This window comes from Virgibacillus sp. MSJ-26 (genome assembly GCF_018918075.1).
Taxonomy (GTDB): Bacteria; Bacillota; Bacilli; order Bacillales; family Amphibacillaceae; genus MSJ-26.
The window spans coordinates 37,739-57,435 of record NZ_JAHLPW010000011.1 but is presented as its reverse complement, the minus strand read 5'-3'; the positions used below and the strand labels follow the sequence as shown (position 1 = coordinate 57,435).

The 19,697-nt window shown below is 36.7% G+C and carries 16 protein-coding genes, 2 tRNA genes, 1 other RNA gene and 1 other annotated feature; of the genes, 13 read left to right on the top strand and 6 right to left on the bottom strand.

The features are described from left to right. Positions 1–167 precede the first annotated feature (167 nt). Positions 168–1,130 (bottom strand): YaaC family protein, encoded by a 963-nt coding sequence (locus KQI49_RS11545; protein ID WP_216489170.1) that lies wholly within the window; start codon positions 1,128–1,130, stop codon positions 168–170. A 180-nt stretch (positions 1,131–1,310) separates the two neighbouring features. Here KQI49_RS11545 and guaB point away from each other — a divergent pair, with 180 nt between their 5' ends. From guaB to KQI49_RS11520, 5 genes are all read left to right on the top strand, one after another. After that, complete coding sequence (gene guaB / locus KQI49_RS11540; RefSeq protein WP_216489168.1) at positions 1,311–2,780, top strand: IMP dehydrogenase; 1,470 nt, start codon at positions 1,311–1,313, stop codon at positions 2,778–2,780. Positions 2,781–3,052: 272 nt separating this feature from the next. After that, complete coding sequence (locus KQI49_RS11535; protein WP_371817564.1) at positions 3,053–4,381, top strand: D-alanyl-D-alanine carboxypeptidase family protein; 1,329 nt, start codon at positions 3,053–3,055, stop codon at positions 4,379–4,381. A 30-nt stretch (positions 4,382–4,411) separates the two neighbouring features. Then, entirely contained in the window at positions 4,412–5,284 is an 873-nt protein-coding gene (gene pdxS, locus KQI49_RS11530) for a pyridoxal 5'-phosphate synthase lyase subunit PdxS (protein ID WP_216489166.1), read from the top strand. Positions 5,285–5,370: 86 nt separating this feature from the next. Further along, positions 5,371–5,596 (top strand) — a binding site (T-box leader). A gap of 660 nt (positions 5,597–6,256) precedes the next feature. Then, positions 6,257–7,531, top strand: coding sequence for a serine--tRNA ligase (serS, locus tag KQI49_RS11525; protein WP_216489164.1), 1,275 nt, complete (start codon positions 6,257–6,259; stop codon positions 7,529–7,531). A gap of 376 nt (positions 7,532–7,907) precedes the next feature. Continuing rightward, positions 7,908–8,000 (top strand) — tRNA-Ser (locus tag KQI49_RS11520). A gap of 163 nt (positions 8,001–8,163) precedes the next feature. On the opposite strand, the gene KQI49_RS11515 is transcribed toward KQI49_RS11520, so the two are convergent. Both KQI49_RS11515 and KQI49_RS11510 read right to left on the bottom strand, forming a co-directional pair. Beyond that, positions 8,164–8,850, bottom strand: a complete 687-nt coding sequence (locus KQI49_RS11515) for a deoxynucleoside kinase (protein WP_216489163.1) — start codon at positions 8,848–8,850, stop codon at positions 8,164–8,166. Next, entirely contained in the window at positions 8,828–9,493 is a 666-nt protein-coding gene (locus KQI49_RS11510; protein ID WP_216489162.1) for a deoxynucleoside kinase, read from the bottom strand. Before KQI49_RS11510 ends, KQI49_RS11515 begins: the two co-directional genes overlap by 23 nt. Positions 9,494–9,741: 248 nt before the next feature. Between KQI49_RS11510 and KQI49_RS11505 the strand changes: the two genes are divergently transcribed. The 3 genes from KQI49_RS11505 (at position 9,742) to KQI49_RS11495 (ending at position 12,291) form a co-directional block, all read left to right on the top strand. Further along, positions 9,742–9,814 (top strand) — tRNA-Arg (locus KQI49_RS11505). Between the two features lie 347 nt (positions 9,815–10,161). Further along, positions 10,162–11,385 (top strand): dicarboxylate/amino acid:cation symporter, encoded by a 1,224-nt coding sequence (locus tag KQI49_RS11500; protein WP_216489160.1) that lies wholly within the window; start codon positions 10,162–10,164, stop codon positions 11,383–11,385. A 186-nt stretch (positions 11,386–11,571) separates the two neighbouring features. Further along, positions 11,572–12,291 carry an EcsC family protein gene (locus KQI49_RS11495; RefSeq protein ID WP_216489159.1) on the top strand — a complete coding sequence of 240 codons (720 nt, stop codon included), beginning with the start codon at positions 11,572–11,574 and terminating at the stop codon, positions 12,289–12,291. A 146-nt stretch (positions 12,292–12,437) separates the two neighbouring features. Here KQI49_RS11495 and hmpA read toward each other — a convergent pair whose 3' ends face one another. Further along, entirely contained in the window at positions 12,438–13,697 is a 1,260-nt protein-coding gene (hmpA, locus tag KQI49_RS11490; protein WP_483887805.1) for an NO-inducible flavohemoprotein, read from the bottom strand. A gap of 129 nt (positions 13,698–13,826) precedes the next feature. On the opposite strand from hmpA, the gene KQI49_RS11485 reads away from it, so the two are divergent. Then, complete coding sequence (locus KQI49_RS11485) at positions 13,827–14,261, top strand: RrF2 family transcriptional regulator (protein WP_216489156.1); 435 nt, start codon at positions 13,827–13,829, stop codon at positions 14,259–14,261. A 117-nt stretch (positions 14,262–14,378) separates the two neighbouring features. After that, a complete protein-coding gene (locus KQI49_RS11480) occupies positions 14,379–14,894 on the top strand; it encodes a type 1 glutamine amidotransferase domain-containing protein (RefSeq protein ID WP_216489154.1) in 516 nt (171 codons plus the stop codon). A gap of 140 nt (positions 14,895–15,034) precedes the next feature. Here the strand turns inward: KQI49_RS11480 and KQI49_RS11475 are convergent, their stop codons facing one another. Further along, positions 15,035–16,324 (bottom strand): LysM peptidoglycan-binding domain-containing protein, encoded by a 1,290-nt coding sequence (locus KQI49_RS11475; protein ID WP_216489152.1) that lies wholly within the window; start codon positions 16,322–16,324, stop codon positions 15,035–15,037. 76 nt (positions 16,325–16,400) lie between these two features. Beyond that, positions 16,401–16,949, bottom strand: a complete 549-nt coding sequence (locus tag KQI49_RS11470) for a cysteine hydrolase family protein (protein WP_216489150.1) — start codon at positions 16,947–16,949, stop codon at positions 16,401–16,403. A gap of 84 nt (positions 16,950–17,033) precedes the next feature. Here KQI49_RS11470 and tadA point away from each other — a divergent pair, with 84 nt between their 5' ends. From tadA to dnaX, 3 genes are all read left to right on the top strand, one after another. Further along, positions 17,034–17,495, top strand: coding sequence for a tRNA adenosine(34) deaminase TadA (gene tadA / locus KQI49_RS11465; protein ID WP_216489148.1), 462 nt, complete (start codon positions 17,034–17,036; stop codon positions 17,493–17,495). Between the two features lie 58 nt (positions 17,496–17,553). Beyond that, an RNA gene (gene ffs / locus KQI49_RS11460) (signal recognition particle sRNA large type) lies at positions 17,554–17,819 on the top strand. A 180-nt stretch (positions 17,820–17,999) separates the two neighbouring features. After that, positions 18,000–19,685, top strand: coding sequence for a DNA polymerase III subunit gamma/tau (gene dnaX / locus KQI49_RS11455; RefSeq protein ID WP_216489146.1), 1,686 nt, complete (start codon positions 18,000–18,002; stop codon positions 19,683–19,685). The last annotated feature ends 12 nt before the right edge of the window (positions 19,686–19,697 follow it).

Here is a 19,697-nt window from a genome sequence, read left to right as displayed (position 1 = left end):
AATGCGCAGTTATAAAGATTTTGAGGGCTAGGTAATCCGGTTTTCTCAAGGGGAGTTCATCAAAAAGTCAACTGGTGTTGTATATATTTATCCCCTCCTTCATGATTCCCAAAGGTTATATGTTAAGTTCATTCTGCGAAAGTTGAGGTAATTAGATTACAATTTGATTATGGATTTGTCATATTAAGATTATCAATTAATATTTCACCTAATAACAAAGGGATTTTTTTGGCCGTAATAGTTAAGAATTGTGCGATGAGTGGGTAATCAATTTCTGGTTTAGTAACGAGGAGATCCCCCCACCATTCCGCTTCATACCGACTAACCATACTTAGGTTATAAAGCAAAAGATAATGGATCATAACCTCGGAAATGGGTATAAAATTCTCCCTTTCATGTGGAAAGTGAACCGTTTGGTTAGTATGAATGAAGAAAGGACCTGTTTGTTTAGTAAATGGGCGATCAAGATTTAACTGAATTGTTCCGTTTTTATAAGTTACTTTTTTGATGTCTGGTAAATAAGGCGCAATTCGTTTAATAAATGAATTTTTTGTTAGATGGTATCCATCTAAAATGCTTTCCGGAAAGGTAAGTGAAGTCGATTCGAGTTTGCCAATTTCAATAAGATGCTTTTTGCCATCAAAATAAAATAAAGAAGTTAACTCCGGAATAAGGCTGAATAAATGTTTCATTGAAATTTTTTCAAATGGGATGGATTTTATTTGATAAAGGTGTTCGGTAAAGTATGGAAATAATCCTTTATGTTGAACTTTAACCTCATCCTCGATGAATTTGTAATGCTTTTTTTTTCGTTTTCTGCTTGATACACCATGAGCAAGCAAGGATGTCGATTCGGGGTAATAAGGCCTTTTAGTTAGTAAAACGGCCTTTAATAAATGTCCCATTCCATAAAAAAATAAGATGGGCTGTAAAAGTGTTTCCAACTTGCGGCCGTTTTTATAAAATTCCTTACTATGTTGAAGGTAATATATAAAAGCATTACAGTTTTGATAACTTTTTGCTTCGGCGTCCTCCTCCCCTAATTTTTGATAACAGTTAAAGAGATACTCCTGAGCTGTTTGTTGCGAGTTTAAATATATGTAGAATGCTTGTAATGTTTCTTTATCCATCAAACCTCTCCTAAATATTCAGAATGGTTTTACTTTAAAATCATAGTGAAATCTAATTGAAAAAATACATAGAATCACGTATTGTAATTAACAATAGAAATCAGTCGATTGACTTACTTTATAGTTTTTCCAATTCAATATATTTTATGAAATGAGATAAAAAAATGGGAGGTATAAGAGATGCGCGAAGATAAATTTGCAAAAGAAGGTTTAACATTTGATGATGTGCTTTTAGTACCGGCTAAGTCGAATGTGCTACCTCGCGATGTAGAGTTGAAAACTGAATTGACTTCAACGTTAAAATTAAATACACCATTAATCAGTGCTGGTATGGATACCGTAACAGAAGCTGGGATGGCTATAGCGATGGCAAGACAAGGTGGCTTTGGGGTTATTCATAAAAATATGTCCATTGAAGAACAGGCTGAAATGGTTGATCAAGTAAAGAGATCTGAAAGTGGTGTCATTACGGATCCCTTTTTCCTAACCCCTCAACATCAAGTTTATGATGCTGAACATCTGATGGGAAAATATCGTATCTCTGGTGTACCTATCGTGAATTCCATTGAAGAAAGAAAACTCGTAGGAATTTTAACAAACCGTGATTTAAGATTCATTCATGATTACTCACTTGAAATATCAAAAGTCATGACGAGTGAAAATTTGATTACAGGATCTGTTGGAACAACGCTTGAAGAGGCAGAAGGAATTTTACAAAAATATAAAATTGAAAAACTACCTTTAGTTGATGAAAGTAACATTCTGCAAGGTTTAATTACAATTAAAGATATTGAAAAAGTAATCGAATTTCCGAATGCAGCTAAAGATAGTCAAGGACGACTTCTAGTAGGTGCAGCTGTTGGTGTTACAAACGATGTCATGAAAAGAATAGAAAAATTAGTAGAAGCTGATGTTGATGTAATTGTTATTGATACGGCTCATGGTCATTCACAAGGTGTATTAGACCAAGTTAAAGAGGTTAGGAGAGAATATCCGGAACTTAATATTATTGCAGGGAATGTTGCTACAGCGGAAGCGACTAAAGCATTAATTGAAGCTGGTGCGTCAGTTGTTAAAGTAGGAATAGGTCCTGGGTCAATTTGCACCACTCGTGTTGTAGCAGGTGTAGGTGTCCCACAAATAACTGCCGTATATGACTGTGCTCGTGCTGCCCAAGAATATGGCGTTCCGATTATTGCAGATGGCGGTATTAAATATTCAGGCGATATTGTTAAAGCCCTTGCTTCAGGTGCTCATGCTGTTATGCTTGGAAGTCTTTTTGCAGGTGTGGCTGAAAGTCCTGGTGAGAGGGAAATTTATAAAGGAAGACAGTATAAAGTATATCGTGGCATGGGTTCTGTTGGTGCAATGGAAGCTGGATCAAAAGACCGTTACTTCCAGGATTCAGAAGATGTTAAGAAGTTAGTTCCAGAAGGTATTGAAGGACGTATCGCTTATAAAGGACCTCTTGAAGATACAGTACATCAGCTGCTAGGTGGGCTCCGTTCTGGAATGGGATATTGTGGCACAAAAACACTTGAATCCCTTCGTAATGATGCACAACTTATTCGTATTACAAATGCAGGATTACGCGAAAGTCATCCACATGATGTACAAATTACAAAAGAAGCACCGAATTATACATTATAGAACTATGTGAAAATGAAACTTGTGACATGTTTATAGACAATCAAGAACTATTAGCAAGTCCATTCATTTTCAAATTAACTAAAAGATACTAATCTATATTGATGTCCTGCCAAAGTGCATAAAAATGAATTATCACTAAATAGATAGGGACTGATTCCCTGTCTATTTTTTTGTTATTAATTATGGTAGAATATAAAAGGCTCTATCGATTTTTTGCTTGAAATGATTGGGACTAAAAATTATTGAATGTTTTAATTTGGAGGTATTAAGAAGTGACAAATAAACGAAAGAAATTTGTGCCCGTTATTTTTGCAGCTATTATGATGCTAGTGACCATCATAGGACAACCTAGTGTCAGTTATGCGAAGTCATTTGATCTTGAAGCTGAGTCGGCGATTCTTGTTGATTTTGAAACAGGAAAGATACTATTTGCCAAAGAGCCGGACTTAGTATTACCTCCAGCGAGTATGACTAAAATGATGACTGAATACCTTGTATGGGAAGCCATTGATAAAGGTCAAATCAGCTGGGATTCAACAACAGAGATCAGTGACTACTCCTATGCACTCTCAAAGAATAATGCTTTTTCTGGGGTAGGTCTAAAGCAAAATAAAGATTATACAGTACGTGAATTGTATGAAGCGATGGCTATTAACTCAGATAACGCGACAACCGTAGCCTTGGCAGAATTAATTGCAGGTTCAGAAGGTGAATTTGTTAAGTTAATGAATCAAAAAGCGGAAGAGATGGGATTGACAGATTATGAATTTGTAAACTCTTCTGGTCTTGATAATGAATCTCTTGATGGAAATCATCCGGAAGGTACTAAAGCGGATGACACCAATTTATTATCTGCACGTTCTACAGCTCTACTTGCCTACTACTTGGTCAAAGATTTTCCTGAAGCATTAGAAATTTCAAGCATACCAGAAACAAAATTTGATGAACAAGAAGTCCGTAACTGGAACTGGATGTTAGACCATGACGCAAGCTTTCTTAAGCAATTTTATTACGAAGGTGTCGATGGATTAAAAACTGGTTACACAGAGCTTGCAGGTAATAACTTTACTGGAACAGCTATACGAGATGGACAACGTTTTATCACAGTTGTCATGAATACGAAAAGTCGAGAGTCACGTTTTGAAGAAACGGCAAAATTACTTGATTACGGATTTGATAACTTTAAGAGAGAAGAAATTTTTCCAGCGGGATATCAACTTTCAGATGAATCTACTCTTCCAGTTGCTAAAGGAAAAAAAGATACAGTAGATATTGCAACCGAACAAGAATTTAGTACGCTCATTAAAGAAGAAGATAAAGAAAATTACAGTATTAAATATCATCTTGATAAAGATAAAGTGAATAAAGATGGCAAGCTTACCGCACCTATTAAAGAAGGTGAGAAAGTGGGTACAGCAGAAGTTGTGTTTGAAGGAGAAGATTCTGGTTATATTTTTGATGAAAATACAGAACAAATAAATCTAGTCACAACGCATTCTGTTGAAAAAAGTAATTGGTTTATGCTCACATTAAATGCAATTGGAGACTTTTTTTCTAATTTATTTTCATCTTTGATCGATATGATCAAAGGATGGTTCTAAAATATATTAGTTTAATCAGGGGGAGTTTAAATGAGCACTAACGGGGAGATAACTAACATAGATTTTAGAAGTGGCGGCGTGATTATGGATGTCGTCAATGCTGAACAAGCAAAAGTAGCCGAAGCAGCCGGGGCAGTGGCTGTAATGGCACTTGAGCGTGTCCCATCAGATATTCGAGCAGCAGGTGGCGTCGCAAGAATGGCTGATCCAACAATTTCTGAGGAAGTTATGAATGCTGTGTCTATCCCAGTGATGGCCAAAGCTCGTATTGGTCATATTGTTGAGGCACGAGTGTTAGAAGCAATGGGTGTTGATTACATTGACGAAAGTGAAGTTTTAACACCAGCAGATGATGTATTTCATTTAATAAAATCAGAGTTCAATGTTCCATTTGTATGTGGTTGCCGAAATATTGGTGAAGCAACTCGTCGTATTGGTGAGGGCGCTAAGATGCTTCGTACAAAAGGCGAACCAGGTACTGGAAATATTGTTGAAGCTGTACGTCACCTCCGTCAGGTACAAGGCGAAATCAGACAGTTGATGAGTATGTCAGCAGATGAAGTCATGGTTTATGCTAAGGAACTTGGAGCGCCATATGAGTTATTACTACAAATTCGTGCGGAAGGTCGTTTACCAGTTGCAAATTTTGCAGCAGGTGGCGTGGCTACACCAAGTGACGCAGCATTAATGATGGAACTTGGAGCAGATGGTGTTTTTGTCGGATCAGGGATTTTTAAATCAGATAACCCTGAAAAATTTGCTAAATCGATTGTGAAAGCAACTGAAAATTACCAGGATTATGCTTTGATTGCTGAACTTTCCAAAGACCTTGGTCAAGCTATGAAAGGTATTGAAATAGATACACTTTCAAGCGATGAACGCATGCAAGACCGCAGTGAATAAACATGTAGTTAGGAATTTTTTTGCATAAAAGACTTGCAAATGTGCAGTATATTAGCTATGATATAACTTAATTAAATGAAACCACTTGAAAAGTTATGATAGGAAATAGTAACAGAGTCTCTTTCCTTTAGAGAGTCGATGGTTGGTGGAAATCGATGAAGAGCACTGTGAATCCATCCTTGAACTGGTTTAAGCAAAGGGCTAGTTCCCGATTAATTAAACCCGGTGAGGTACCGTTAAAACTGAAAGCCGGAAGAGACTTTACTCTTCAACAAGGGTGGTAACGCGGGAAGCCAAACTCTCGTCCCTATTTTTAGGGATGAGAGTTTTTTTGTATTTAGAATTATTAGATCTTTAACTAATTCATATTATTCTTAAACTGCGACATGCTTTCAACGCAGATTTTTTTCCATCCTGTTTAAGTAAGCCATACTCCGAACGCTACGGAAAAATCGCTACGCTTTCCGTGGGCGGCTGATGAGCCTCCTCGAGCTACGCTCTGCGGGGTCTCATCTAGGCCTCAGCTCCCACAGGAGTCTCCGCGTTTTTCCTCCGCTTGGAATAGCCTACTTTCACGGCAAGCAGAGCTTGTAATAGTTAATCTTTCGGAGAATGTGTAATCATAAGTCGTAGAGTCAATCCTAGCGTAGGCAGAATACGAAGACTCCTCGAAAATAAAAAACAATTTTCTTCGTGCGATGTAGTGCTTCGAAGCTTTCCTTGTCCTATGGGAAAAGCAAAAGGTCTTCGACGGGACGAACGATAGTGCAGTCCCACGAGTCTGAAGACCCCGTAGCGGTGGGTTTTCCGCGAGGAGGCTGAAGCCGTGCCCATGGAAAGCGAAGTATTCTGCTGAAGCGAGTTGTACGCACTCAATTTGTCAGAATAAGAAGATACACTTTATTAATTGTCACTATGTCGCTGTTTATATCTACTGTTAGGCTAGCTAAAAATAATTTGGAGGTATTTATTATGTTGGATATGAAATTTTTACGTAACAATTTTGAAGATGTTAAAGCGAAGTTAGAGCATCGTGGGGAGGATTTGTCTGAGCTTGATAAGTTTGGTGAACTTGATGAGAAACGTAGGAAGTTAATAACTGAAGGGGAAAGCCTTAAAGCGAAGAGAAATGAAGCGTCTAAACAAATTTCTGTTTTAAAACGTGAAAAGAAAGATGCTGAACCAGCAATTAAAGAAATGCGTGAAGTGGGCGAGCAAATTTCAAACTTAGATAAAGAATTGAAGGAAATAGAAGAGAATCTTAATCATATGATGCTGTCTATTCCAAATATTCCCCACGAAAGTGTACCAATTGGTGAAGATGAAGAAGATAACGTAGTAGCACATAAATGGGGAGAATTACCGACATTCAACTTTGAAGTTAAGCCACACTGGGAAGTAGGGACAGGTCTTGGGATTTTAGATTTTGAAAATGCCTCCAAAGTAACTGGCAGCCGTTTTGTATTTTATAAAGGACTTGGTGCTCGCTTAGAGCGTGCTTTACTTAACTTTATGATGGATTTACATGCTGATGAACATGGTTATGAGGAAATGCTACCACCTTATATTGTTAACAGAGACAGTTTAACAGGAACAGGCCAACTTCCAAAATTTGCAGAGGATGTATTCAAATTAGAGGAATGGGACTACTTTTTAATACCAACCGCAGAAGTCCCTGTAACAAACTATCATCGCGATGAAATACTGAATGAGGATGATTTACCAAAGCAATACGTCGCATTTAGTGGGTGCTTCCGCTCTGAGGCAGGATCAGCCGGTAGAGATACACGTGGATTAATCCGCCAGCACCAGTTTAATAAGGTTGAACTGGTTCACTTTGCAAAACCAGAAGATTCATATGAAACATTAGAAAAATTGACAGGCCATGCAGAAAAGGTATTGCAGTTATTAAATCTTCCATATCGCGTGATGAGCATGTGTACAGGTGATTTAGGATTTACTGCAGCTAAAAAGTATGACATTGAGGTTTGGATTCCAAGTCAAAACACATACCGTGAGATTTCTTCATGTTCCAACTTTGAAGATTTCCAGGCAAGACGCGCCAAGGTTCGTTTCCGTCGTAGTAAAGATGGTAAGCCTGAATACGTCCACACTTTAAATGGATCAGGTCTAGCCATTGGACGCACCGTCGCAGCTATTATTGAAAATTACCAGCAGGAAGATGGATCTGTTATCGTTCCAGAAGCACTTCAAGGTTATATGGGCGGGAAGAAAGTAATTAAATAATGTTAATGCCTAGGAACAATTACTTCCTAGGCGTTTTTTGATATGCTGTGATGAGTGTGGGAGCATAGATTGACGGCGCATAAATTGAGCCGAGTGCGCATAGATCGGGATGACGGCGCATAGCCCGAGCCGAGTGCGCATAGACCGAGGTGTCGCTGCATAGACTGGGACAACGGTGCATATCTTAAGACGAGCACGCATAAAACAAAACGAGTGTGCATATAGCAGATTATTAGCCAGCCGATAAGTCGCAATAAAATTCTATTTTAAATAATTATTATAAGAGTAAAAGGCCTTATCGATATATTTATTTAAAAAAATTTATAAAATTTATTGACACCCTAAAATAAATAGTGTATATTAATAAATGTTGCACGGAGGAATACCCAAGTCTGGTTGAAGGGGTCGGTCTTGAAAACCGAAAGGGGTGTCAAAGCCCGCGGGGGTTCGAATCCCTCTTCCTCCTCCATTTTAAAAATTAGCGCATAAACATTGGAGATACAATAAACCCACTACATTCAGTAGTGGGTTTATTTTTGAGTTTATTTTTCCAAAAACACATCATAGGTTTTGTAGGTGGACAGTATAACAGGGTTAACCTCCGTTCCTGACAAGTTAACCCCATCTTTTCTTTAAATATTGCAAATCCCTCTTGATTTCCATTTTCGTGATTGCTTAATAAAATGTCCAATCTTTTCTAAAATGGGCTCAATCGATTTTTCATTATTTAATAGGTCATAATCGGAAATATTAATTCGTAAAATAGGACAGGCATTGAAGTTATTGATCCATTTTTCATAGCGTCCAAACATTTCCTCCCAGTAGGCAATAGGTGTTTCTTTTTCCATCTCACGTCCACGTAGTTGGATGCGATGAATGACTTCTTCAAACGAGCCATCCAGGTAAATTAATAAGTCTGGATGAGGAAAATAAGGCGTCATCACCATGGCATCAAATAAATTGTGGTATGTTTTATAATCCTCTTCCGACATTGTTCCATTTTCATAATGCATTTTAGCAAAGATACCAGTATCTTCATAAATCGAACGATCTTGTACAAAACCGCCTCCGTATTCAAAAATTTTCTTTTGCTCCTTAAATCGCTCGGCTAAAAAGTAAATTTGTAAATGGAAACTCCAACGTTCAAATTCATGATAAAACTTTTCAAGATAAGGATTTTCATCAACTTGCTCAAAAGACGTTTTAAAATCTAATGCTTTTGCCAAGGATTTAGTCATCGTTGACTTACCAACACCGACGGTACCTGCCACCGTAATGATGCTGTCACTCGGTATTTCATACTTTTCTCTTAGATTCATCCGGCTTACTCCTCTTAATATTGTTTAATTTATTTTTTACTTGTTCTATAATGTCGAGTAAATCTTTTTGACGTGTGACAAAGTCTGTTTCATCTCCGTTAATTCGAATAAGCGGAACATGGGGATGAAGTCTTTCAAAGTGATTCATATATTCATCATAATCGTTTGAAAGCTGCATTAGGTATTCTGGTTGAATATTATGTTCAATATCTCTTCCCCGGCACTCTATTCTTTTAAGTAGAGTATCCAAACTAGCGTGTATATATATCATGACATTAGGTATAGCTACATCTTTGGTAAGGATCTTGTATATTTGTTCGTATTTTTCCAATTTATCCTTTTGAAGTGTACGACGTGCAAAAATAATATTTTTAAGTATATGATAATCTGCAATAACAGGTTTACCATTATCTAAGTAGTTTCGCTCTATATCTTCTAATTGCTTGTAGCGATTGCATAGAAAAAACATTTCCGTTTGAAAACTCCACTCCTCGATATTATCATAAAATTTATCAAGAAAAGGATTTTCTTCAACAATTTCTTTTAAAAGTTGAAAATTAAAGTAGTTCGCTAATTTTGACGCAAGCGATGTTTTCCCAGCTCCAATCGGTCCTTCAATTGCTATAAATGGTACATTTTCCATTGGTTATCCTCATTTCATGACGAAAATTGGTAGACGTTAAGTTATTTTATCATAAAGTAACTTTTTATTCAGGTTGTTTTGAGTGACATTTTATTTAAATATAAATCAAAGTAACTGAATTATGGTTAAAGATTGATAATTTTTAGTGAAAAAAATTTGTCATTTATATAGGAATATGACTTTTAATTTTCATGTTATATATTGTATAATAGACACATTGTTTATTTCTTCTTTTATAATATTATAGTGCCTTCGTAGCTCAGGGGATAGAGCAATGGTTTCCTAAACCATGTGTCGCAGGTTCGATTCCTGCCGAGGGCGCTTCCATTAAAGCCATTCAAAATCTACGGTGATAAAGTATTTAAGTTTGTCCTCTCTTTCAAAACTTATTAAAATCGCCATTCACGGATTCCTATATGCTAAAAATTAAAAAGCATGCCAAACCCCCATGGAAATGGGGTTACTTTAATATAGAGTTATTTTTAAATCTATTTACATAGTGTGGGGTAAATTACAAGATGTCTAATGGGAAATACTAATAAAAATTATGGCATATTTATATGGAAGCTTTATGTTCAAATTTAAGGGGAATACCATTTGAAAACAACCTAATGAGATCTTGTTGAATAAATAGAAAAAAGAAAGTCATCAGAGAAAGGAACATAACTATGAGCTTGACTAAAAAAATATTAATCGCCCTGATTCTAGGGATAGTTGTAGGTGTCGGATTAAACTTTGTACCTACCGATGTGTTTTCAGTTATCGATAAATATGCACTAGATCCAGTTGGGCAAATATTTTTAAACTTAATTATGATGATTGTTGTCCCTATTGTATTTATATCAATCGTAATAGGAACAGCAGGAATGGGAGATCCAGCCAAGCTTGGGAAAATTGGATTTCAAACAATTTCATTTTATTTAGTGACGACGGCTATCGCTCTATTGATAGGGCTTGGCGTTGGATTTTTATTTCAGCCAGGTAAAGCAGGAGTATTTAATGTGGAAGAGAGTTTTGAAGCGGAATCTGCTCCACCAATTATGGATACGTTGATTAATATTATTCCAGAAAATCCGTTTGAAGCTTTATCAAATGGAGATATGCTGCAAATCATTGCATTCGCTTTGTTCATTGGAATTGCCTTAGCTATTCTAGGCGAAAAGACAAAAGGAATCTATAATTTATTTGAACAAGCTAATGAAATCTTTATATATCTTGTAAATTTAATTATGAAAACGGCTCCTTATGGTGCGTTTGCTTTAATCGCATCGGCTATCGGTAATTCAGGTCTCGATGCACTTGGATCGATGTTTATGTATATGTTAGCTGTTATCCTTGCCTTGGTTATTCATGCTACAGTTACTTATAGCTTTGCAATCAAAGTTCTTGGAAAAGCTAGTCCAGTTAAATTTTTTAAAGAGTTTTTCCCAGCTATGTCTGTTGGTTTTAGTACATCAAGTTCAAGTGCTACACTACCCGTTTCAATGCAAATTGCTCAAGAAAAATTAGGCGTTAAAAAATCCATCAGCAGCTTCGTTCAACCCCTAGGAGCAACGATAAATATGGATGGTACGGGAATCATGCAAGCCGTGGCTACTGTATTTATTTCTCAAGTTTATGATATTCCATTAGGAGTTACGGAAATATTGCTTATAATTTTAACAGCAACCTTAGCGAGTATTGGGACAGCCGGTGTTCCAAGTGTTGGATTGATAATGCTAGCTATGGTCTTAAAGCAGGTAGGTCTTCCAGTTGAGGGAATTGCATTAATTATTGGTGTAGATCGCTTGCTTGATATGATTAGAACATCAGTTAACATCAGTGGAGATGCTGTCTGTGCGTATGTTATTTCAGAAGCGGATATACGAAGTGAAGCAAAACAATCAAAATAAGTATAGTAGTATGATGTGCCAGGCTCTGAGAGTTCAAATTTTTAGGGTCTGGTGTTTTTTAATAAGATATGAAATTTATATGGACAAATGAGTCCTAAAGTTATGAACTAGCAAATGTGTTGTTGAATCTTTTAACATGACTCAATCGTATACTTAGATAACAAAAGGAATTGAAGGATGGTTTAAATGAGGGAGTACGAGAGAAAAGTAGAAGAAGAGTTACATGACTGGCGAAAAAAGATTCTAAAACGTCCCAGCCTGTTTAATCAAATATCCAAAAAGGCACAAACAAGGATTAATGAAATGATTCCGGAAAAGGCCCATAACATTATTACTGAAAGCATGAAAAGTATGGTGAAGACGACTTTAATTGGATCAAATGTCATAACGAGAAAAGAGCAGAATTCTAATAACAATCTTATGGAGCGTGATGACCTGCTTAAAGAAAAATTGGTTTCTTACCGAAAAACAGCAGTCATTGAAGGGGCAGGAACAGGAGCAGGTGGTATTTTCTTAGGGCTTGCTGATTTTCCTTTGTTATTATCAATTAAAATAAAGTTCCTATTTGAAGCAGCGACAATATATGGTTTTAATACAGATGAATATGAAGAACGTCTCTTTATTCTGCATGTATTTCAATTAGCTTTTTCAAGTGATAAAAAGAGAAAGGAAACACTATATATCATTGATAATTGGAAGACTGAAAAGGAGAAATTACTTGATATGGATTGGCGTGTGTTCCAACAGGAATACCGCGACTATATTGATCTGATAAAGTTATTACAGCTTATTCCGGGATTTGGAGCTATTGTAGGAGCCTATGCTAACCATAATCTTCTTGACACATTAGGTGAAACAGCAATGAATGTTTATCGGTCGAGAATTTTAACTGAACATACACTTTGATAAAAAAGTTACACATAATAAAAAGTGTGTCTTAGTGTATTTATGTATAAAAACGCTAGTTACTCAAATAAAAAAGCCTCTATAAAGAGGTTTATTCAACTACTTTATAGAGGCTTTTGCCTCTTCATTATTGAGCTTAAAAAATATTAACTAGCAATTTCTTGTGCTGGACCAAAGAATTCAAAATTAATATCTTCTTCAGCCACACCAAATTCTTTTAGATAACGATAGGCTGCTTGCATGAATCCCTTAGGGCCACAGAAGTAAAAGTCTGCGTCATGTGTTGGTAAAACTGAAGAAAGCCATTCGGCATCAATATACCCTTTTTTATCAAATGTGCCTTCATCTTGTTGTTCAGGACTATCATAAATGGTGAAAGAGGTAATATTATGATTTTCAGTAATTTCTTTAACACGCTCTTTCATGGCATGAACTTTTCCATTTTGAGCTGCATGAATGAAAATGATTTCCCGTTCAGGCTGGTCTTTAATAGCAGTTTCCAGCATACTCATCATTGGCGTTAAGCCAACTCCCCCACTCATTAAGACAAGTGGTCTCATGTCTTGATTATCTAAAACAAAGTCACCACCGGGTGCACTAATTGGCAAAATGCTACCTTCCTCAAGATGATCATGTAAGAAATTAGATACAATACCAGCTGGATTATCCCCAATAGCTTCTTCCCGCTTCACACTAATTCGATATGCACCTTGGTTTGGGGCACATGATAAACTGTATTGACGTAAATGGGTGTGAGACTCTCCTGGAATATCCGCTTTGACTGTAATGTATTGACCAGGTTTAAAGGTTGGAAAAGGATTTCCGTCGGCAGGTTCTAAGTAAAAGGATGTGATAACATCGCTTTCTTTTACCTTTTTCGTTACTTTAAAGTCACGATAGTCAATCCATCCACCAACAGTGTTTTTAACATCCTGATACATATCAGCTTCAACAGAGATAAAGACATTGGCAATCTCGCCGTATGCCTTCTCCCATGCCCCAATAACATCATCGTTGGCGACGTCCTTACCCAATACCTCTTGCATAGCTAAAAGTAAATGTTTACCGACAATTGGGTAATGCTCTGGTTTAATGTTGAGGCTACGGTGCTTTTCAGCAATTGGCATTACTGCCGGTAAAATTGCTTCTAACTGGTCAATATGAGCAGCTGCTGCATAAACCGTGTTTGCAAGAGCTTTAGATTGATCACCTTTACGTTGATTTGTTTGGTTAAAAATATTCTTTAATTCAGGATGGTTTTCAAACATCATTTGATAAAAGCGGCTTGTAATTTCATCTCCTCGTTCCTCAAGAATTGGCACCGTTGATTTCACAATGTCAATCGTTTGACTATCTAACTTTGTTGCCGTTTTCATAAGTAACAGACGCTCCTTTAAATTTAAAATTTATTTTATAAATGTTATTTTAAAGATGTATTTGAAATACACCTTTATCTTATTTTTAATGTTATCATAGTTTTAATAGGGAAAAAGGTATCAACTGTTACAAATTAATGAAACTTGGAGCGAAGAAAAATGCAACTAAAAAAATATACGGATTATGCGTTACGGGTGTTGATATTTACAGGATTGAAGTCTGGGGATGAGTTGGCGAGTATTAAAGAAATTTCCCAAACGTTTTCTATATCCGAACACCATTTAGGAAAAATTGTATTTGAGTTAAATAAACAAGGATTAATTGAAACGATCAGAGGAAGATATGGTGGGATTCGTTTAGCAAAGGATCCAGAAACTATTAATATTGGGGCAATTGTACGGGATTTAGAACAAGATTTTAATTTGCTTGAATGTTTTAGTAAAGAAACGAATCATTGTGTTCTTTCTCCGGCCTGTAAATTAAAGCACGCTTTGCATGAAGCGCTTGAAGCATTCTTTAAGGTCCTTGATGGTTATACTTTAAAAGATTTAATTATTAATGAAGATGAACTCCTGGAATTAATGGGGTTATAATCTTCATTAAGAGCAGATTTATCCATTGTATGTTTTATATATTTGAGCAGTGGGAATAGTTTTTAATGTAGTCCCAATAGAATATGGACAAAATCTCTCTTAAGGAGTGGATTATAAATGAGTAAGAAGATAGCAACAGTTATTACTGATATGTTTGAGGATTCAGAATTTACGAACCCTGAAAAGGCCTTTAAGGATGCAGGTCATGAAGTTGTGACGATTGAAAAAGAAAAAGGAAAAGAAGTGACAGGTAAAAATAAAGAAGCAACTGTTAAAATTGATAAAGGTATTGATGATGTTAACGTAGATGATTTTGATGCTTTGTTTATTCCAGGTGGATTTTCACCGGACATGCTTCGTGCAGATGATCGTTTTGTAAAGTTTGCTAAAAAGTTTATGGATGATGACAAACCTGTCTTTGCCATTTGTCATGGTCCACAACTTTTAATTACCGCTCGTTCTCTTGAAGGTAGAAAAGCAACGGGCTTTAAGTCTATCCATGTGGATATGGATTATGCAGGTGCTGACGTGCAAGATGAGGAAGTTGTTGTATGTAGAAACCAACTGGTCACCAGTCGTTCACCAGATGATTTGCCTGCCTTTAACCGTGAATCTCTTAATTTATTGAAATAAAATATAAAAGTAAGTTAAGACATGATTGCAAAGAAGAAAATTGTAAGCAAAAAAATCTCCGAACAATGACTTTTAGTAACATATCATTGTTCGGATTTTTTAATACTTCTATTCAAACTTCTTTTTAGTTTTATTGGTTATTATAACTTAGTAACAGTAAAGTTGTTTTCTAACAATAACCAATTTTGAGGGAATGAGAGTCCAAGTTTCCAGTAAGCTATGCCACGCAAATCTAATTCTTTAATTAAGTCGAATTTAGCTTGAATTGATCTAGCATCTTCAAACCAGACTTCATGTTCACTTCCAGAAGAATCATAATAAGTGAAAAAAGGCGCTTGTGCTGTTTGATCAAATTGGATGGCTGTATTGTTTTTACGTGCGATGGTGATGGCCTGCTGTGGGCTAATAGCTCGAGCATATTCTCCACCTTCAACAAAAGGCAGTGTCCAATCATAGCCATATAGGTTTTGACCTAGTACAATCTTTTCTGCAGGTATTTCAGTTAGCGCATATTCAGCTACTTTTCGGACCTGATCTAATGGAGAAACTGCTTGAGCAGGTCCAGCACTATACCCCCATTCATACGTCATTAAAATAACAAAATCAGCTATTTCTCCGTGAACGGCATAATCATGTGCTGTGTAAAGAGTGCCAGCCTGCTCAGCGCTTGTTTTTGGCGCAACAGCAGTTGATAGCGTGAGCCCTGCTTGGGAAAAACGTTCTTTTGCTTTTCTTAAGAAAGAATTATATGCTTCTCTATCTTCAGGTGGTAAATATTCAAAATCAAAGTGTACGTCTTTATATCCTTCGGTAACTGCGGTATTGACAATATTGTCTAATAAATTATTTTGGACATGCTGGACTGTTAATAAAATATGGCCTAATTCACTGCTGAAATTTCCTCTTTCCAAATTGGTCACAACTAACATTAGTTGAGCATTATTGTTTCTAGCTATTTCTCGTAAGTTATCGAGAGGTGGTGGGGTTAAACTCCCGTCACGATTAGCATGATAGTTAAAAGGTGCTAGGTAAGTTAAATATTGTGTGTTATTTGTTGCTGCGTTAATGAGTGATTGTGATACGGTGGACCCTGTAGGTTGAATATAACCAATAGAAGTAATCGGTGGTTTTTGTTGAGGAGCAGGAATATAAAGCCTAAAGCCCACGTCAAGTGGACGGTCAATAGAAATGTTATTAACTCGTGCTAGTTCTTGAGTACTTAATCCAAACATACGAGCAATGGCATAGAGGGTATCACCAGGTTGAACATAGTAAAAGTGACCCATAATTGGAATGACAAGGGCCTGCCCGACAACAAGTTGGTTAGGCGTTTCTAGTTCATTAGCATCTACAATTGCTTGGACAGTAGTTCCATATGTAGTAGCGATGTTAAAAACTGATTGACCTTTAGAAACAACATGAATTTGCACAAAAAATCCCCCCTCCAAGTATATTTAAATCATAATCATCCTTACACTATATGAGGAGGGAGAATCATTTATTCATTTATAAGGATTGGTTCAAAAAGGGATGAACGTCAGCTTTCATGACTGAGTTTATTAGGTAAAGTGCATAGTCATTCCCATCCTTTTCTTCAGAGGCCATACAATTACTAGGTATGTGCATCTTAAAGTCATACATATACGCATCTTTTGCTGTGAATAAAATACAAATATCCCCAGCTACACCGGAGATAAGCAGGTGATCACAATTCAGCTCTGTTAATAGTGATTGAAGTGGTGTTTGAAAAAAAGCTGAGTGCATCGGTTTAATGAGAAAATAATCATCTTCATCTGGCTTCAATGCTTCGATGATTTCTTCACTTCTCTCATTTTTACAATGCTCAATAATTTTATTAAAATCAGCTTGCCAGAGTCTATAATGGTCATTAATATAAATAAGAGGGAGATTATTTTTTTTAGCATAATTACGCAAGGTTATCATATTGGGTAAAATATCTTTTGTATGTTTGATTAGTTTATGACCACCATTGAAATCAAAATGATTAATAACATCGATGAATAGGACAGCTGTATTATTATGTGTTTGAGTCATTTAGTTGGCTCCTTTACACTTAAATATATAACTAATTATTGCCTAATAGAATTCTTCTCAAACTACCTTGAAAGTTGGGATGTTATGGATGACGTTTTTATGGAATTAGCAATTGAAGAAGCGAAAAAAGCTGAAAGGATAAATGAGGTGCCCATTGGAGCGGTAATTGTTTATAACAATAACGTTATAGCAACGGGGTACAATATTCGTGAAACGGATCAAAAGACTCTTTCCCACGCCGAACTCATTGCCATTCAAGATGCTAATGAAAAAATAGGGAGCTGGCGTCTTGAAGATTGTACGCTTTATGTCACTTTGGAGCCATGTCCCATGTGTGCTGGCGCTATTTTACAATCTCGTATGAAGCGGGTTGTTTTCGGAGCATTTGATCCTAAAGCTGGTTGTGCGGGGACTTTAATGAATTTCCTTGAGGATGAACGATTTAATCATCAAGTTGAGGTGACAAGTGGTGTGTTGGAAGAAAATTGCGCTAAGCTTTTGAAAGACTTTTTTAAAGATTTGCGTGGAAAAAGAAAAAGGCAATAAAGCATATGTAATAATTTCCTATTGCAATGTCACCATAATATCTGTATAATTAACAATGTCGTGCTAGGTGGGGAGGTAGCGGTGCCCTGTACTTGCAATCCGCTATAGCAAGGCTGAATTCCCATTTGAGGTCAAGTGCCTTTATGGTCTGCCCCAAGGGAGTGGTGTTGACGCCGAGGTCCTACGCAACAGGAACCCATGAACCCTGTCAGGTCCGGAAGGAAGCAGCAGTAAGTGGATCTTCTTGTGTGCCGTGGGGTAACCTAGGCCGAGCCATGAACTTGGGTAACGCATAGGGACACTTGAACGAGAGTGGGTGCACGGCTTACATAGACTTCAAAGCTGTATCAAAGTTTTATAAAAATTTTGATACAGCTTTTTATTTTATTTAAAAATTGAGCAAAGATGATTAATTGAAATCCCACAGTAATTGTTTCTTTTAGGTTCACATTCGTCCAAAAAATCGGTATAATTAGAGGGAAATCATGAAGGGGACTGGGTAATATGAGCTATCAAGCATTATACCGTACTTGGCGTCCGCAAAACTTTAAGGATGTCGTCGGTCAAACACATATCACAAGAACACTACAAAATGCAATTGCGCAAGAAAAATTTTCCCATGCCTATCTATTTTCCGGTCCACGTGGAACTGGAAAAACAAGTGCTGCCAAAATTTTTGCGAAGACAATTAATTGCAGGTCTGCCCCAACAAAGGAAGCATGTAATGAATGTGATGCTTGTATTGGAATTCAGAATGGGTCGATTTCTGATGTCATTGAAATTGACGCCGCATCTAATACAAGTGTGGATGATATTCGTGAAATTCGTGATAAAGTAAAATATGCTTCAAGCTCTGTACCTTATAAAGTGTATATTATTGATGAAGTGCATATGATTTCTACAAGTGCTTTTAATGCGCTACTAAAAACCTTAGAGGAACCACCCCAACATGTTGTATTTATCTTAGCAACAACCGAACCACATAAAATTCCATTAACAATTATATCAAGATGTCAGCGGTTTGATTTTAAACCCATTTCGACCCGTGCGATTGTCGAGCGGATGGAGACGATTGTAGAAGCTGAAGAAGTGTCTGTTTCAAAAGAAGCTTTAGAAGCCGTATCCTTGGCTGCTGAAGGCGGGATGCGTGATGCGTTAAGTCTGCTAGATCAAGCTATCTCTTATAGTGACGATCAAGTAGAATTGGAAGATGTTCTCGCTGTAACGGGTGGAGTGTCTCAGCATCTGCTAACTGATATCGTTAAGGGGATGCATGACAAAGATATTAAAAACACATTAACATTACTTGATGATCTCATCCAAAGTGGGAAGGATCCGGGCCGTTTCGTTTACGATCTTATTTACTTTTTAAGAGACTTATTGCTTTACAAGAGTGCTCCATCACTGGAAGACATTTTAGAGCGGGCTACGGTAGATGATGGATTTAAACAGTTGGCAGACGAAGTATCAGAACCTTGGATTCAGGAAGCCATTACTCATCTAAATCAATGTCAGCAAGAAATTAAATGGACGAATAATCCAAAAGTGTTTATTGAAATTACATTAATTACAATTACTAATCGCTATCAACAAACCCAAGAGGCACCTGCTGTTGATGATGAAGCTGTTATGCAGCTGACCTCTAAATTATCTCGACTGGAAAAGGAACTGGAAACACTAAAACAAAGACCTTTTGCATCTCAAGAACAAACACCAGCTCCTCAAGCGAGAAGACCGCAGACGAGATCAACGAAAAACAGTTATAAAATACCGTACGAAAAAATTCGTCATGTATTACAAGAAGCAGAAAAAGGAGCATTAAAAGAGGTACAGGGACAATGGGCGTCATTCTTAAATAAACTAAAAAGCATGAATGCTCCAGCCCATGCTACAATACAAGATAGTAAGCCAGCTGCCGCTTCTGATAAAGCAGTCGTTGTAGCTTTTAAATATGAGATTCATTGTGCATTATTCCTTGATAACCAAGAACTCATTGAATCTGTTTTAGCAAGTGTGATTAATAAAGAATTAACGATTATTCCAATTCCAATCAATGACTGGCATGAATTGCGTCAAGAGTATGTTAAGAACCAAGATCAATCAAGTCAAAAGCAAGAACCAGAAAATGATCCGCTAGTTGAAGAAGCCAGAAAATTGGTCGGAGATGACCTGATCGAGGTACACGATTAAGATTAAATTTAT